Below are 16,321 nucleotides of genomic sequence, written 5' to 3'. Positions count from 1 at the left end.
TATGTTAGTAAGTTATCCTGCATTGTTTTACAAAGAACCAGAAGGTGGATATTTTATTAATTTTCCTGATTTTGAGTATTCAGGAACGCAAGGAGAAGATATTTCAGATGCTTTGTTTATGGCTAGTGATTGGTTGGGAATTACTGTGTCGGGATATATCGAAGAAGGAATAGATTTGCCAAAAGTTAGTAACATTAATGATTTGTCACTTGAAGGAAATGATCCCTTCAGAGATGATCCTGAAATTGATTTAGAATACATTGAGAATGAATCATTTATTTCGATGATTTGTGTTGATGTAGAAAAATATTTTGAAAACACTAAATTAGTAAAAAAAACTTTGTCCATACCAAAATGGGCGAACGATTTGGGGAACAGATTGAATTTGAATTTTTCAAAAGTTTTAACTGTTGCTATTGAAAATGAAGCTATAAAATAAATATTTTCAAAGGACTATTCTTTTTGATAGTCCTTTTTTATTTGCGTAAAAAATTATTATTTTATACTCCCAATCAATATATGATATACTTATTAAAGTAAAAAGGTTGTGATTATTTTGAATATCGATATAATTTCGGTGGGTAAGGTTAAGGAAAAATACATAAAACTAGGTATTGCTGAATTTTCGAAAAGATTATCTGCGCACTGCAAGCTAAACATAATTGAGGTTGATGATTTGAGTGCTGCAGAGAACTTGTCGGATAGCGAAAAGGAGATTGTGAAGGACAAGGAAGCGGAGAAAATTATGTCGAAAATCAAGGACAATCACTACGTGATTACGCTTGAGATTTTGGGAAATCAACTTACTAGCGAAAAATTAGCCGCCAAGATTGAAAATTTAACTGTACAAGGTCATTCTAATATTTGTTTTGTTATCGGCGGATCTTTGGGACTGGCAAAAAGTGTACTTGACAGGAGCGATTATGCGCTTTCTTTTTCCAAGTTTACATTTCCACATCAACTGATGAGGTTGATTTTGTTGGAACAAATTTACCGAAGTTTCAGAATAATTAACAATTTACCATATCATAAGTGAGGATAAAATGAAGGGAAAAAAGACAACTGTTGCATTGGCTTTTCTTATAGTGATTTTAGTTGGTGTGATTGGCTTTAGATATTCAGAGATTTCTGGAAAATCTCCAATCCACACAGCATCACAAAAAAGTTCTCAAGTGAAAAATGCTGCGCAATCAAAATCTCAATCAAAAGAAAAAGCTGATGACAATTCAGAAAAACCAAAAGAGAATAAAAAGCTGGAAAAGAAAGAGATAACCATAACTTGTTGGGGCGATTATATGAATCACATAACTCAAATTCGCCAAGCAAAAGCTACAAATTATGATTTTACGGATTCTTTTGCGGTTATTAAAGATATTGTGGGTAAGAGTGATTTATCCATAGTCAATTTGGAGACGACTATTGCTAAGGATGCATCAGACATGAGTGGTTATCCAGAATTTGCAACGCACGAAAATGTTATAAAAGCTTTAAAAGATACAGGATTTGATGTGGTGAGCACTGCCAATAATCATTCTTACGATAGGAGACTGAAAGGAATTGACCACACGATTGAAGCTATTGAAAAGTATGGTTTGAAAAGAACTGGAACCTTCAAGGAGAACGAATCGACTAATCCACTTATTATCGATGTGAAAGGAATAAAGGTTGGATTTTTCTCATATACACAAATGCTCAATGGATTTGAAAATTCTATGCTTAATTCCGGAAGAGACACCGCGGTGAATTTGATTAATATGGAACAAATCCAAAAAGATGTGGATTATTTAAAGCAAAATCACGCCGATGTGATAATGTGCTACATGCATTGGGGAGAGGAATATTCTGATTATCCTAACGCATATCAGAAAAACACGTTTAAGAAACTTGCGGACATGGGAGTGGACTTGGTGATAGGATCGCATCCGCACACAATACAAAAGGCTGATGTTATTGAAAACGACGGCAAGAAATCATACTGCGTTTATTCGATGGGAAATCTAGTATCAGATCAAAGAGAATCCTACGGACAATATTACGGTGTAGAGATTGGAGTGTACTCGGATATTAAAATTGAGAAAATTGGGGACAAGACAACTGTAAAAACTTTCGAAAACAAGCCATACTATGTAGACAAATACACAGATAGTGTGACTACAAGATATGTAGTAGTTCCAGTAAATCAAGTCCTCAATTCAGAAATAAATTATCCAAGAAAAGACAAGATAATATCAAAATTGAACAGAGCAAATCAACATTACGAGAAAATTTTTAACAAGGAGTAAAAATGGGAAATATAATACTTACAGGTGACAGACCAACAGGAAAATTACATTTGGGTCATTACGTAGGCTCATTAAAAAACAGAGTTATCATGCAAAACAAAGGGGACTTCGACAAGATGTATGTCATGATTGCCGATGCACAAGCTTTGACTGACAATTTTAACAATCCAGACAAAGTCCGTGACAATATCATTGAAGTTGCGCTTGATTATTTAAGTTGTGGGATTGATCCTAATAAAGTTACGATTTTTGTGCAATCACACGTTGAACAACTAACAGAATTGATGTTTTATTATATGAACTTGGTTACACTTTCAAGACTCGAAAGAAACCCTACAGTTAAAGCAGAAATCAAACAAAAAGAATTTGGAGCGAGCATTCCTGTTGGATTTTTGACTTATCCAATCAGCCAAGCAGCTGATATCACGCTTTTTAATGCAAACATAGTTCCTGTTGGAGAAGACCAGCTTCCAATGTTGGAACAAACACGTGAAATAGTCAGAACATTCAACAATTATTACTCAGAAGTTTTGGTTGAACCAAAAGCTGTAATTCCTGACAACAAAATCTGTTCCAGACTTCCAGGACTAGACGGAAAAGCTAAGATGAGTAAATCATTAGGTAACTGTATTTATTTGTCGGATTCTGAAAAAGATGTCAAATCAAAAGTAATGAGTATGTTCACAGATCCTAACCACATTCAAATCACAGATCCTGGAAAAGTTGAAGGAAACACAGTGTTCACTTATTTGGACGCTTTCTGTACAGACGATGATTTCTCAGAATTTCTTCCAGATTATAAAAATTTGGACGAATTAAAAGATCATTACAGACGTGGTGGACTTGGCGATGTCAAAATCAAAAAATTCTTGAACAATATTTTGCAAAAAGAATTATCGCCAATCAGAGAAAAAAGAAAACACTACGAACAAAATATTCCAGAAATCTTCGATATGTTGTTAAAAGGATCAGAAGATGCCAGAGAAGTTGGAGCAGAAACTTTGAAGAAAGTAAAAGCTGCAATGGGAATCAACTACTTTGAAGATGTGGAATTGATTAATAAACAACAACAAAAATACAAATAAAAGAGAAATCAATCACGTCAGGGTTGATTATGTATAACAAACCATCATGCACGAATATCTAGACTTCAAAAATTGATGATTTCTAAATCTCAAAATCCTAAAATCGCAAACACGCTGAAGCTTACGCAGTCCGATTTTGACGGATTTATTCGATTTGAAATCATGACAATTTTTTCCGTATGATATTCTTAGCATGAAAGGTTTGCTATATTTTTTATATATGTCAATCAAGTCAGTGGTTGATTTTTGCTTGATTAATAAAATGTAAATTTTATTTGATTTTTCCTTGCTTAAAATTATTATTTAAGGGTATAAATAATAAAGGAAAGGAAGTTTATTATGTTAAGAGCAAAAGTAGGATCCAGATTATATAATATAAACGAAGCTATTAAGCTTGGAGAAATTGCTATAGCTAGCTTGAATGAGGTACAATCTTATTTGGGTACAGCATCAGGATGGGGAATTTTCGATATTTTCAAGGGTAAGACTATTACTACTATGATTAAAAGATCGAATTTAAAAAAGGCGAAGAATCAAGCGAAGAAGGCTGACTTGGCGATTAGAAAGTTCAACAATATTATGATTGATTTGGACAAGAAACCAAGTGTTGGTTTCAGATATAAAAAACCATTTTTCTTGGCAGATTATTTTGATAACAAAGTTTTTGATTCTGTTGTTCAAATGCAAATTTTATCTAACAAGAAAAACTGCGAAAACGCAATTAAACAATTGAAAAAAGAAGTTTATAATTTACAAAAGGAAAAAATGAATTTAATGAATGATTAATTTTTATAGGGGGTATTATGTTAAAAGAATTTAAGAAATTTATTACTGAAGGTAATGTAATGGATTTGGCAGTTGCCGTTATCATGGGTGCTGCTGTTAAGGAAATGGTCGATGGACTTATCAACGGTCTTATTGCACCTTTGATTGGAGCAGCAACAGCGGGTGTCAACATGAAGGAAATGGCAGCAACTGTTGCAGGTGTTAAGTTACAATATGGTTTATTCTTGGATGCTTTGGTTAAATTTATCATTATAGCATTTGTTGTTTTCTTGATGGTTAAGGCTATCAACAAAGGTCGTGATGCTTTGCATAAAGAACCGGCAGCTGATCCAACAACAAAAACTTGCCCATATTGCAAGAGTGAAATCGACATTACTGCTACTAGATGTCCACATTGTACATCTGAATTAACAGAATAATTTAACTGAAAAGGGGATTGTATCCTCTTTTTTTGTTGGTTTTGTGTTATACTGAAAACGTAATAATTTATAATAAGGAGATACAGATGAGATACGATTTTGAAACGATTAGTGACAGAAACGAAATGGGCTCTAGAAAATGGGCTGTAAGAAGCGAACAATTTCCAAACATGAAAAAAGATGTTGTTCCATTCAGCGTTGCGGATATGGAATTCAAAAATGCGCCGGAAATTATCGATGGATTGAAAAAACGCTTAGATAATTTGGTTTTGGGATATTGTGCCCCTACAGACAGATTTTACAATAGTATCATAAATTGGGACAAGAAACACCATAATGCTGATATCAAAAAAGAATGGATTGTCGAAGTTCCAACTGTTGTAGATGGATTCTTTGCTGCAGTAAGTGCTTTTACGAAAAAAGGTGATTCTGTAATGATTATGAGACCAGTGTATGGTCCATTCAGATTTGCGATTGAATTTAACGACAGAGTTATGGCTGATGTTCCTTTGATTTCTGACGAACGCAACAATTACTCAATTGATTTTGAAAAATTCGAATCAGAATGTAAAAAAGCTGAAAACAAGATGGTCATTCTTTGCAACCCTCACAATCCAGGCGGAATTTTGTGGAGCAAGGATGATTTGGAAAAAGTAATCACGATTGCAAATGCAAATGATGTTATTGTTGTGGTTGATGAGATTTGGCAAGATATTGTTATGCCGGGAAATACACACACATCTGTGCTTTCATTGGATAGAAAATTAATCGAAAAAGCTGTTGTTTGCCAATCTGCTACAAAAGCTTTTAACTTGGCTGGACTTTGCTGTGGATATACGATTATTTCGGATCCTGAAATGATGGCTCAATACAAGAAAACTTTGGATGTAATGAGAAGCAACACTGTCAATGTTATGGGACTTGAAGCTACACAATTAGCTTTTGATGAAGCTGAAGACTGGCTTAAAGAAATGATTCAAGTTATCGACAACAACCAAAAAATCGTGTACGATTTCTTCCAAGAAAAATATCCTAAAATTATCGTAAATCATCTTCAAGCGACTTATGTTATGTGGATGGATTTCAGATGTTTGGGATTAAATAGCGATGAGTTGCTTAAAACTTTGGGCGAAAAAGCTGATTTGGTTTTTACTGACGGAAGATTCTTCGGTGAATGCGATGGATTCGTAAGATTTAACGTTGCAGCTCCAACACAAGTTGTAAAAGACGCGTTAGTTAGATTGGATAATTTGCTACAAGAAATATACAAATAGACAAAAAATTTCCCGAAACTCAATTGAGCTTCGGGATTTTTTATTTTAAGTTCAATTATTTTATATTTAAAAATTGTTGCATAAATTCGAAAGGACCATTATCCACTTGTGCTTTTGGGTTGTTGATAGATGTGTCTTCTTTTGAATTTAATGAAATATTCAAGCTTTCAGCATCCTTTGATTTAGGAGTGGACTTCAAATGAACATCGTATGATTTGTCTTTGAATTCGAATGTTAAATTAAACATATCGTCTTTGTTAGTTGTCTTCAAAGTGTTGATTTTGTCTTCGAATTCTTTTTGTGATTGTTCTGATTTTAGGTTTTCTTCAACTTGTTGAAGTTTTTGTTGTTCGGATTCTGTAAGATCACTTCCCTTGGCAAGTTTGGCGTATTCTTTGAAGTTTTTCAATAAAGTTTTTCTTGAATATTCCATAACTTTTGCCCATTGTTCACCAGTCAAATTCACAGAATATTTGTGGTTGCCATCATCTGTAACCTTCAATTCCTGGTTGTCAATTACAAAGTCTTTTGCAATTCTAACTTGGAATTTCGCATTTGATGACAAAAGTGGCATGAAAACTGTGAAATCTCTTACAGTTGTAGCTTGGAAGTTTTGTTCAGTTAATTTTTGCAAAATTTGTGTAACATTGAAGTACAAATTCTTTTGAATCAAAGCTTCCTTCATTTTTGGTGGAAGATTGTTAGCGAATGCATCGTAATTCAAATACGCTTTTCCATCTTGGATTGCGAAGTGAAGCTCTCCCAAATTATTGCCTTGACCAGCTAATTGTGCGATATCGCTTGTTACAGTTGCCATTGCAACGCCTGTCGTTTTGTCTTGTGTTGCAGTGACCTTCATTTCCTTTAGCTTGGAAGTTTCGTTCTTAAATTCGTAAGATTGGTTCTTCCATTCAGTTGTTTTTCTAAAATCGTTTAATAGGCTCACTTTTTCTTTTGTTTGAGAGCAAGCGCTTAAAGTTATTATCATAAGCAGTGATAATAACACTAATGTAAATTTCTTTTTCATAAATTCCCCCTGACTCTAATATTATAACAGATTTTGGCAAATGTTTTTAAAAATTTCACAATTGTAGACTTATTGTAACATGAGATTGAATTTTTGATGATATAATATTAATATAGATAAAAATGTGGTGTTTCAACACATACATAAGTTAGAATGAATGTTTCACTATCAAAATTAGGAATGTATATTAGGGGGAAATATGGTAATCGATAAATTAAGAAAAACAATTACTCTTGTTATTATTATGGTTTTACTTTTATCTTCATGTCAAAAACAAGAAATTAGAAACGACAAGCGTGTAGAGACTCCAAAAGAAACGGTAAAAGTTTCTGTTGATGAAAAAGAAAAAGCTAATATAAACGAAACTGTAAAAATGTTTTTTACGCAAAAATACTACAAGCTAGAAAAAGATACAAATAAAATTAGATTGAGTGAAAGTCTTGAAAAATTTTTAGCCAAAAAACCAGATTATAAGTATTATGAATTATCCGAGTTGAAAATATTGGATAAGTATGAAAGTAAAGACAAAATTTTAGTTTTAGTGAAGACATGGATTTCTACTAGGGATAAGAAATCTGGAGAAGGCGCAATTGTAAGAATTTTATTGCATAAGGATAATAAAGGCTATATTGTAGAAAAAGAAGTTGCTGAAGATATGATAGAATCAGCAAATTATAAAACTAAACTATCCCAAAAAGATATAAAAAATTATCTTAAAAAAACATTGGTAATGAATGGAGAAAATTTATCGGATTCAGAGATAGATAAGGATATAAAAGATATGTATTCGCTCGATTTTTATTCATATATGGGAATGTTTGAAGTTCAAAAAAGTAAAGAAACTAATGAAGATTTAATCCATGTTTTAGAAAATCACGAATACAAATAATTTAAAAAGGAAAGTTCATAAAAAAGAACTTTCCTTAATTTTTTTGTTATTTTAATTTTTCTAATAATTTTAATGTGTAATCGTACATTCTTTGTGTAGATTCAATTCCCAAATGTTCCAATGGAGTGTGAGCTCCGAAAATATCTGGACCGAAACTAATCATATCGCAGTCTGGAAGTACGCCTTTCAACAAACCGCATTCCAAACCTGCGTGGATTGCAGTAACATTAGCTTTCTTGCCAGTCATTTCTTCGTACAATGCTGGAGCAACTTTTGCCAATTCTCCATCAGTGTTGAATTCCCAAGCTGGGTATTCTTTTTCGATAACAGTAGTTCCGTGAGTCAAATAAGCTAATGATTTGATCTTGTCGAACATATTGTGAAGTTCGCTTTCTACAGAACTTCTTACGCAGCAAGTAACCTTGATTTTTTCGTCGTCTGCTTCAACAATACCAACGTTAGAACTTGTTTGAACCAAACCTTCGATGTCTTGTGAAGTTGAGATAACATCGTTGATTAACAAATACAAGAATTTAACGATTGATTGGGAAGTTTCTTTTGAATAAGAAAATTCTGTTTTTTCTGTTTCTTTAATATCCAAAACCAAGTTAGGATCTGTTTTTCTACCTTCGTGACGAACGTATTCTCCAATTTCGTTTAAAATATCCATCGCTTTATCCAAATCATCTACAGTGATGACTGCGTGAGCGTTCTTAGCAATGGCGTTGTGTTTTGAACCACCGGAGATTTCTTGCAATCTAAAATCCATTTCCAAAGCAACTTTGTTCAAAAGTCTTGCCATTACTTTGATGGCATTTTTGTTTTGTTTTTGGATTTCAAGACCAGAGTGACCACCATTTAATCCAGAAAGAGAAATTTCAATAGCCTTTGACAAACCATCTGATTTTTCGCTCTTGAAAGTAGTTATAGCATTTGCTCCACCAGAACAGCTTACTATGAAGTCTCCTTCAGTTTCAGTGTCGATGTTTAACAAACGAGTTCCACTCAAATGTTCAGCAGTCACGCCATTTGCTCCGTCCATTCCACGTTCTTCGTCAATAGTTACAAGAACTTCCAATTTTGGATGAGCCACATCATCAGAATCCAAAATAGCTAAGCAAAAAGCAACAGCGATTCCGTCATCTGCTCCTAAAGTTGTGTTATCTGCATAAACATATCCGTCCTTAACGTGCATTGAAATAGGATCTTTCAAGAAATCGTGGTCTGAATCATCAGTTTTTTCGCAAACCATATCCATGTGTCCTTGCAAAATAACAGGTTCTGAATTTTCGTAACCTTCTGTAGCATCTTTTTTGATAATAACATTGTTAAGAGAATCTTGGTACACTTCCAATCCTCTTTCCTTTGCGAAGCTAACCAAAAAATCTGATACAGCTTTTTCATTTCCTGAACCACGAGGAATATCGTTTAATTGTTTGAACCAATGGAACACTTTCTTTGGTTCTAAATCTTCATATTTTTGCATGAGTAACCTCCTATATATATTCTTACTTTATTATAACTCTTTTACATTATTTTGTAATCTAATTGACAAGATTATTTACAACATTTACGATAATATCCATACCATTAGAGATATCATCGTAGCTCATCTTCGCAAACCCAATCAAAAACACATTAGTGTTCATATTTTTATCCAAATAAAAATCATCGATAGGAATCACATACACGGAATTTTCTTTCAAAGTTTTCAACAAAACATCACTGTCAATTCTCTTATCGACCTTGATTACTACAGAAGTGCCACAATCAGTTTTCTCAAAATCAATGAATTTACAGCCATTAATTTTTGAAAAAATAATTTCGTATTTTTTTGCGTACACCTTCTTCATCTGATTGACCTGCTTTTCAAAATCTCCACTGTCTATGAACTTGGACAGTGCAGATTGAACGAAAATCGACACAGGGCACCTCTCAGATTTTAGTACAGAATAAAATTTCTTCATCAAATTTTTAGGCAAAACCATAAAACTCACACGCATCGCTGGAGTCACCGTACGCGAAAAATTCCCGATGTAAATCACCTTATCATTAACATCCAAAGTCTTCAGTGGAGCGATAGGACGAAGCTTGTATTTGAATTCTGCGTCGTAGTCATCCTCAATTATGTAGCGATTATTTTTTTCGTAAGCCCAATTCAACAGATCAATCCTTTTATTAATCGGCATAATCGCAGAAGTGGGAAACTGATGAGAAGGAGTCACGCTTACAACATTTGCATCTGTTTGTTTTAGAAAATCTATATCAATTCCATCTTCATTCACATCAATCGGCGTACTGTTGAAATTATTGTAAAAACCAATTCCGTGATATGCATATCCAGGATTTTCGAAACCAAAAACGGGATTGTTAAGAAGATTTTTAATCAAAATCAACAACTCGTTGCTTCCGGAACTCACGACAATTTGGTTGGGATTCACGATTATTTCTCTGAAATCTTTCAAATAATTTGAAATAGAACACCTCAACGAAAATAATCCCAAACCATCGACCTTACCCAAAATAGCATCATCATCTTCATTAATTGAATCCCTGAAAGCTTTTCTGATCTGCTTGTATTTAAAACAAGATTTATCCACACCTGAAAATGAAAAATCATACAGGTAAGAATTCTTTTCTGCAACAATCATATCCTCATCATCAAAGCTTGTATCGCTTTGCAAAATATGACCAGATTTTTCCACAAAAAACCCACTTCTCTCACTGGAACGAATGTATCCTTCCTTTTCCAATTGATAATACGCATTGGACACAGTATTTATCGAAATATTCAGCTCATTCGATAATTTTCTAATAGAAGGAAGCTTGTCATTGGTCTTCAATTGTTTCGTGTTAATCTTTTCTTTTATAGAATCGTAAATTTGATTATACAAATAATCTTTGTCGTTTAAATTTATGAACATAAAATCCTCCGTTGGATTAAGTATAACACATCTGTACCCATAAAATTATTTTATTTTGCTACTATAATTAGATGCAATTTGCATGTATTATAAAGGCGAGGTGATTTTAATGGATATAAATGAAAAATTAAAGGGCGGAGTAATAATGGATGTAATCAATGCTGAACAAGCGAGGATTGCAGAAGCAGCAGGAGCAGTAAGCGTAATGGCACTTGAAAGAGTTCCTGCAGATATTAGAGCTGCTGGAGGAGTTAGCAGAATGAGCGATCCTAAAATGATTGAGGAAATCATGAAAGCTGTCAAAATTCCTGTGATGGCAAAAGTTAGAATTGGTCATTTTGTTGAAGCGCAAATCTTGGAATCGTTGGGAATTGATTACATTGACGAATCAGAAGTTTTGTCCCCAGCAGATGATAAATATCATATCGACAAATCAAAATTTAACACTCCTTTTGTTTGTGGAGCGAGAAATTTATCGGAAGCTTTACGAAGAATCAAAGAAGGCGCTAAGATGATTAGAACAAAAGGTGAAGCTGGAACGGGAGATGTTGTCCAAGCTGTTACACATATGAGACAAATCATGGGCGAAATTTCATTGGTGAAGTCTTTGAAGGAAGATGAATTGTACGACAAAGCAAAAGAAATGGGAGTTTGCTTTGAATTATTGAAATACGTTCACGAAAATGGAAAATTACCTGTACTTAATTTTTCTGCAGGTGGAGTTGCAACTCCTGCTGATGCGGCGTTGATGAGACAATTGGGAGCTGAAGGGGTATTTGTTGGTAGTGGAATTTTCAAAAGTGGAAATCCAGAAAAACGTGCCAAAGCTATCGTAAAAGCTGTAGAAAATTACAATAATCCTGATGTATTGCTTGAAGTGAGCAAAGATTTAGGAGAAGCAATGGTGGGAATTAATCCCGATGAGATAAAAGTAATCATGGCTAATAGATAAAATTCGAATAAATTACACAAAGGCTACCTGAAAATTGGTAGCCATTTTTTGTGATATCATTTTCTTTAAAGTGATTGTAATAGCTAGAAGTATTTACTATAATTATTAATGAAAGGGGTAGAACATGAAAAAACTAACTACATCAAAATTTTTATTAGATAATAAATCTAAATTACAAGAAATTATAAAAAATTTGGAAACTGATTTCAAATACGTTTCTATTTTGGGTTGCGATGTTGATGGGGCAAGTTATTCTGTGACTACATCAGCAATTTCATTAAATCCATCTCCTGATTACCAAAGAGGATTCGTGATCAGAGTGTACACTGATTTGGGATTTAGTGAGTATTCATTTAACGAAGTAAATGTAGATGAAGTTTGCGAAAATGTCCGTAAAATCGCACTTGAAGATCGTAAAAAAATCGTCGAAGGCTTGGACAGAGTAACTTACGACAGACTTCCGAATGATGACGAAATTACAAAAGAAAGAATCACTGAAGTTGAAAACTTACCAGAACAAGATAATCCAGAAAAAATAATCACTACGTTACAAAAAATTCACGACGAAGTTAAAGCGAAATACGAAAAAATCGTTCAACTTTCTTTGAGATTGAATATTACGCAAGTTAATAAAATTTTCTTATCTAAAAATAAAGATTTGTACCAATCTTATGCTTATTCAACAGGATTTGCAATGGCAGCAGCAACTGATGGGAACAATACTAAAATAGATTTCATTTCTAGTTCTGGATTGTGTGGAAGTGAATTGATTTCTGAATTCGAAAAAGCAGCGGAAGATGCTTGTAGAAGAACTGAAGAATTACTTACAGCAGACAGAGTCGTTCCTGGAGAATACGACATAATTTGCGATCCTGATTTTACAGGACTTATCGCTCACGAAGCTTTCGGCCACGGAGCTGAAATGGATATGTATGTAAAAGAACGTGCAAAAGGAAAAGAATACCAAGACAAGAGAGTTGCAAGTGACAAGATAATAATGCACGACGGTGCGACAGCTTTCGATGAGGTGTCAAGCTATTTGTTCGATGACGAAGGTAACTTGGGAAGAGATACTGTGATTATCGACAAGGGAATTTTGCGTCATGGAATGTGCGACGAATTGTCTGCGATTTTGTTGGGACAAGAATCCACAGGAAACGGCAAGAGAGAATCTTTCAAGAGAAAAGCTTACACTCGTATGACTAACACTTTCTTTGAAGAAGGAGAAGATTCCGTTGAAGATATGATTAAATCAGTTGACAAAGGATATTTGTTGGAAGGTTTCTCATCTGGAATGGAAGATCCAAAAAACTGGGGAATTCAATGCGTAGCAATGAAAGGCCGTGAAATCATAGATGGCAAATTAACTGGCAAAATCGTAAGCCCAGTTTATTTGACAGGATATGTTCCAGATTTATTGCAATCAATCACACAAGTTTCCAACGGACTTGTACTTTCTGGTGGAGGATATTGTGGAAAAGGCTGGAAAGAATGGGTTAAGACATCGACTGGTGGATCATACATTAAGGCAAAGGGGATTTTAAGTTAATGGAAAGATTAATAAATATATTAAAACAAAACGAAAAAATTACCGACTGGATAGTTGTCAACACTGTGTCCAAATCCAACGAAGTATTTTTGATAAAAGACGAAGTAGACATGAACAGAAGTTGCGTGACTAATGAAACATCTGTGAGGGTGTTCGTGGATTTTGAAGAAAATGGCGACAAATTCAAAGGTGACAGCACAGTTGTGTTGAACTTAAGTGACAGTGACGATGAAATCAAAGAAAAAATCGACAGAACTGCTTTTGCAGCGAAATTTGTCAAGAACAAATACTACGAACTTCCAGAAAAAGAAGAAGGTTATGCCACACTTAAAGACATCAAAGTGTGTGAAAATTTGACAGATAATTTCAAAAAAGTACACGATGTTATCTACAAAGATTACGGCTACCAATCAAAAGTAAATTCTTGTGAGATTTTCGCCTACGAAAACCACAAGCATGTGGTTACATCAAAGGGCGTGGATGTAGAATATCCATCTAACAAATTTACATTTGAAATCGTAACTGATTGTAACGTTGGGGATGAACCTGTAGAAATATTCAACGGATATGATTTGACAAGTATTGATTACTTAAAAATCGAAGAAATCGTCGACAAACAACTTTTGGAAACTGAAAAAAGATCCAGCGCCGTTAGAAATGAAAAAATGGAAAATATGAGAGTTATTTTATCAAACGAAGCTGTGGAAGAATTCTTGTACTACTATTATGATCAAGCAAGAGATGCCATGATTTATCAACAAATCAGCTCTGCAAAATTAGGCGAGAGATTTTTCGGAGATAATCCAAAAGTAAACTTCAACATGAAAATCAATCCAACATTGGAGACATCAATCAACAAAAGACCTGTCGATTCAGAAGGTAAAAAACTTGTAGAATATGATTTGTACAAAAATGGTGTCGTAGAAAATTTGGTTACTAATGCAAAGTATAGTTATTATTTGAACGTAAAAAATATGGGACAATCACCAGTTTTCGAAGTGAGTGGTGGAGATATTTCTGTCGAAGAATTGAAATCACAAGATTACATTGAAGTGTTGGCGTTCTCCTCATTCTTGATGGACAGCGCTACTGGAGATTTTGGTGGAGAATTCAGACTTGCAAGACTTGTAAAAGATGGCGTGGAATCATTCATAACAGGTGGTTCAATTTCATTAAATGTAAAAGAAGTTCAAGATTCTATGATTTTCTCAAAAGAATTGAAATCTCGCAAAAACAGCTTAGCACCAGCAGTTATTGCATTTGATAATGTGACTATTGCAGGAAAATAAGGAGGTAAAATTGAAACAAAAAGATAGATTTGGAGTGTTGGAATTATATGCGTATTGTATTGGATACATTTTATTGATATCAATCTACAGATTTTTCAGGACAAATGAGTTTGATGCTGTAGGATTTTTGAAAATAGCAGCTACAATATTTGTAGTAGCATCGGCTACGTTTGCTATTTTCAATAAAGGATCATTCAAAAAAGCATCTTCTGATTACAAGTTAGCTATGATAATGATAACAGCTGTAGTGTCTATTCTAGTTTCGGTATTTATATTCTAAAAAAATAAAGGTTTGAACATTGGAAATCCAATATTCAAACCTTTTTTAAATTCCGAGAACAAATTCGTCGTCGTTGTGAATTGTTTTAACCCAAAATCCTGATTTAACCAAGAAATAAGTCGTAGTTAATGTGGATAAAACATCAGACACTGGCATCGCTGACCACACGCCTGTAAGTCCGAAAAGTTTTGGGAAAATCAACATCAACGGTAACAAATAAATAAGTTGTCTTGTCATTGTCAATATGAAACCGATTTTTGGTTTGCCGATTGCTTGGAATAATGACGATCCAATTATGGAATATCCAAGCATGAAAATCATTGAGTTGTAAATTCTAAGTCCAGGAATTGCGATGTCCTTGATGACTGCATAATCTTCTGGTCTTGAAATAAAAATCTTCACCAATAAATCTGGTCTAAGCATAGTGAATGCCCAGTTCAAAACCATGTACACAGTTCCAGCTACAATAGCAATTCTCAAAGTGTGTTGAACACGTCTGTATTTATGTGCTCCGAAATTAAATCCTAAAATTGGTTGGATACCTTGGTTGATACCAAAAATCGGCATGAATGCAATTTGTGAAACACTATAGATAACACTCATTGATGATGTCGCCAAGTCGCCACCGTAAATTTTAAGGAAATTGTTGAAAATAATATTAATACCACTAGCTACAAGTTGCATTGCGAATGGAGCAGAACCAAGCGCGAAAATTTGCTTACAATAATGCAAATCAAGCTTGAATGTTTCTTTTTTAAGTCTCAACAGTGCACGATCTGAAAGGAAATATCTAACAACCCAAATACAAGACAAAATTTGACCGATAATAGTCGCCCAAGCAGCGCCTTGTACTCCCATTTTCATAGGGAAAATGAACACATAATCCAAAATAATATTGCTGATTGCCCCGATAAACATCGTCACCATCGCAGCCCTAGGATTTCCTTCGCCACGGATGAAGTTGTTCATTGCAAAACCAACCATTTGAAAAGGTGCACCATACAAAATAATTTTTCCATATTCATAAGCGTAAGGCATCAAAGTATCACTCGCGCCGAAAATTTTTAAAAACCATTTTAAATTTAAAAGAAAAATCGCTGATATCAAAATTCCGAAAATAATAGATAAAAACATAGATGTGCCAAGAATGATTTCTGATTCTTTTTTCTTACCTTCACCAAATTTGATTGAAGAAAGGGAATTGCCACCCACACCAATCAACATTCCGAATGCCATCAGAAATAAAAAAATCGGGAAAATCAAATAAACGCCACCAATTGACATTTGATTTACACCGGCACCTAGGAAAATTCTGTCTATAACATTATACAAAGCTTGAACCAACATTCCTATAGTAGCTGGAACTGAAAACTTCCAGATTAATTTCGGAATGGATTCATTGCCGAGAAGATTTGATCGTTGTTCGTTTAAATTTTCTATAATAATCGCCCCCTAATCAAAATAATACAAGCTATTATACATTAAACAACAAACATAATCAATGATTTATAAAAACTTTCAATAAATAACTAAAGCAATTAAAATCTTATTATGATAATATAGAA

16 protein-coding genes are annotated in these 16,321 nt (G+C 33.9%); 12 read left to right on the top strand and 4 right to left on the bottom strand.

Translation table 11 applies throughout. From position 1 onward, the window contains the following. Position 1: 1 nt before the first annotated feature. The 7 genes from GKG01_RS03265 to GKG01_RS03235 all read left to right on the top strand — a co-directional run bounded on the left by GKG01_RS03265 (position 2) and on the right by GKG01_RS03235 (position 5,846). Entirely contained in the window at positions 2-439 is a 438-nt protein-coding gene (locus GKG01_RS03265) for a type II toxin-antitoxin system HicB family antitoxin (protein ID WP_102164133.1), read from the top strand. A 117-nt stretch (positions 440-556) separates the two neighbouring features. Continuing rightward, positions 557-1,036, top strand: a complete 480-nt coding sequence (gene rlmH / locus GKG01_RS03260; protein WP_154271487.1) for a 23S rRNA (pseudouridine(1915)-N(3))-methyltransferase RlmH — start codon at positions 557-559, stop codon at positions 1,034-1,036. Positions 1,037-1,043: 7 nt separating this feature from the next. Beyond that, positions 1,044-2,282: a CapA family protein gene (locus GKG01_RS03255; RefSeq protein ID WP_154271486.1), complete on the top strand. Its 1,239-nt coding sequence runs from the start codon at positions 1,044-1,046 to the stop codon at positions 2,280-2,282. A 2-nt stretch (positions 2,283-2,284) separates the two neighbouring features. Further along, the gene (gene trpS, locus GKG01_RS03250; protein WP_094206338.1) at positions 2,285-3,367 is read left to right on the top strand and encodes a tryptophan--tRNA ligase; all 1,083 of its coding nucleotides are present in this window, start codon (positions 2,285-2,287) and stop codon (positions 3,365-3,367) included. A gap of 339 nt (positions 3,368-3,706) precedes the next feature. Next, positions 3,707-4,153 (top strand): hypothetical protein, encoded by a 447-nt coding sequence (locus GKG01_RS03245; RefSeq protein ID WP_154271484.1) that lies wholly within the window; start codon positions 3,707-3,709, stop codon positions 4,151-4,153. A gap of 17 nt (positions 4,154-4,170) precedes the next feature. Further along, positions 4,171-4,572 carry a large conductance mechanosensitive channel protein MscL gene (mscL, locus tag GKG01_RS03240; protein WP_094207683.1) on the top strand — a complete coding sequence of 134 codons (402 nt, stop codon included), beginning with the start codon at positions 4,171-4,173 and terminating at the stop codon, positions 4,570-4,572. Between the two features lie 86 nt (positions 4,573-4,658). Then, complete coding sequence (locus GKG01_RS03235) at positions 4,659-5,846, top strand: PatB family C-S lyase (protein ID WP_094204382.1); 1,188 nt, start codon at positions 4,659-4,661, stop codon at positions 5,844-5,846. A 55-nt stretch (positions 5,847-5,901) separates the two neighbouring features. Here the strand turns inward: GKG01_RS03235 and GKG01_RS03230 are convergent, their stop codons facing one another. Beyond that, a complete protein-coding gene (locus GKG01_RS03230) occupies positions 5,902-6,873 on the bottom strand; it encodes a hypothetical protein (protein WP_094204381.1) in 972 nt (323 codons plus the stop codon). Between the two features lie 199 nt (positions 6,874-7,072). Between GKG01_RS03230 and GKG01_RS03225 the strand changes: the two genes are divergently transcribed. Further along, positions 7,073-7,762 carry a hypothetical protein gene (locus GKG01_RS03225; protein WP_154271482.1) on the top strand — a complete coding sequence of 230 codons (690 nt, stop codon included), beginning with the start codon at positions 7,073-7,075 and terminating at the stop codon, positions 7,760-7,762. Between the two features lie 46 nt (positions 7,763-7,808). Here GKG01_RS03225 and GKG01_RS03220 read toward each other — a convergent pair whose 3' ends face one another. Continuing rightward, on the bottom strand, positions 7,809-9,248 hold the full coding sequence (locus tag GKG01_RS03220) for an aminoacyl-histidine dipeptidase (RefSeq protein ID WP_094204379.1): 1,440 nt from the start codon (positions 9,246-9,248) through the stop codon (positions 7,809-7,811). A 58-nt stretch (positions 9,249-9,306) separates the two neighbouring features. Further along, entirely contained in the window at positions 9,307-10,686 is a 1,380-nt protein-coding gene (locus tag GKG01_RS03215) for a PLP-dependent aminotransferase family protein (RefSeq protein WP_154271480.1), read from the bottom strand. A gap of 109 nt (positions 10,687-10,795) precedes the next feature. On the opposite strand from GKG01_RS03215, the gene pdxS reads away from it, so the two are divergent. From pdxS to GKG01_RS03195, 4 genes are all read left to right on the top strand, one after another. Beyond that, positions 10,796-11,638 (top strand): pyridoxal 5'-phosphate synthase lyase subunit PdxS, encoded by an 843-nt coding sequence (pdxS, locus tag GKG01_RS03210; protein WP_002840912.1) that lies wholly within the window; start codon positions 10,796-10,798, stop codon positions 11,636-11,638. A 124-nt stretch (positions 11,639-11,762) separates the two neighbouring features. Further along, on the top strand, positions 11,763-13,187 hold the full coding sequence (locus tag GKG01_RS03205) for a TldD/PmbA family protein (RefSeq protein ID WP_154271478.1): 1,425 nt from the start codon (positions 11,763-11,765) through the stop codon (positions 13,185-13,187). Further along, positions 13,187-14,476 carry a metallopeptidase TldD-related protein gene (locus tag GKG01_RS03200; RefSeq protein ID WP_102164143.1) on the top strand — a complete coding sequence of 430 codons (1,290 nt, stop codon included), beginning with the start codon at positions 13,187-13,189 and terminating at the stop codon, positions 14,474-14,476. The genes GKG01_RS03205 and GKG01_RS03200 overlap by 1 nt, the downstream gene beginning before the upstream one ends. Before the next feature lie 10 nt (positions 14,477-14,486). Continuing rightward, positions 14,487-14,756 carry a hypothetical protein gene (locus GKG01_RS03195; protein WP_094204371.1) on the top strand — a complete coding sequence of 90 codons (270 nt, stop codon included), beginning with the start codon at positions 14,487-14,489 and terminating at the stop codon, positions 14,754-14,756. A gap of 45 nt (positions 14,757-14,801) precedes the next feature. Here the strand turns inward: GKG01_RS03195 and GKG01_RS03190 are convergent, their stop codons facing one another. Beyond that, positions 14,802-16,136, bottom strand: coding sequence for an MATE family efflux transporter (locus tag GKG01_RS03190; protein ID WP_347233092.1), 1,335 nt, complete (start codon positions 16,134-16,136; stop codon positions 14,802-14,804). Positions 16,137-16,321: the final 185 nt, after the last annotated feature.

The sequence above is a fragment of the Finegoldia sp. BIOML-A4 genome (genome assembly GCF_009679635.1).
Taxonomy (GTDB): domain Bacteria; phylum Bacillota; class Clostridia; order Tissierellales; family Peptoniphilaceae; genus Finegoldia; species Finegoldia magna.
The sequence above is the reverse complement of the archived record's forward strand: the minus strand, read 5'-3'. Positions and strand labels throughout refer to the sequence as shown.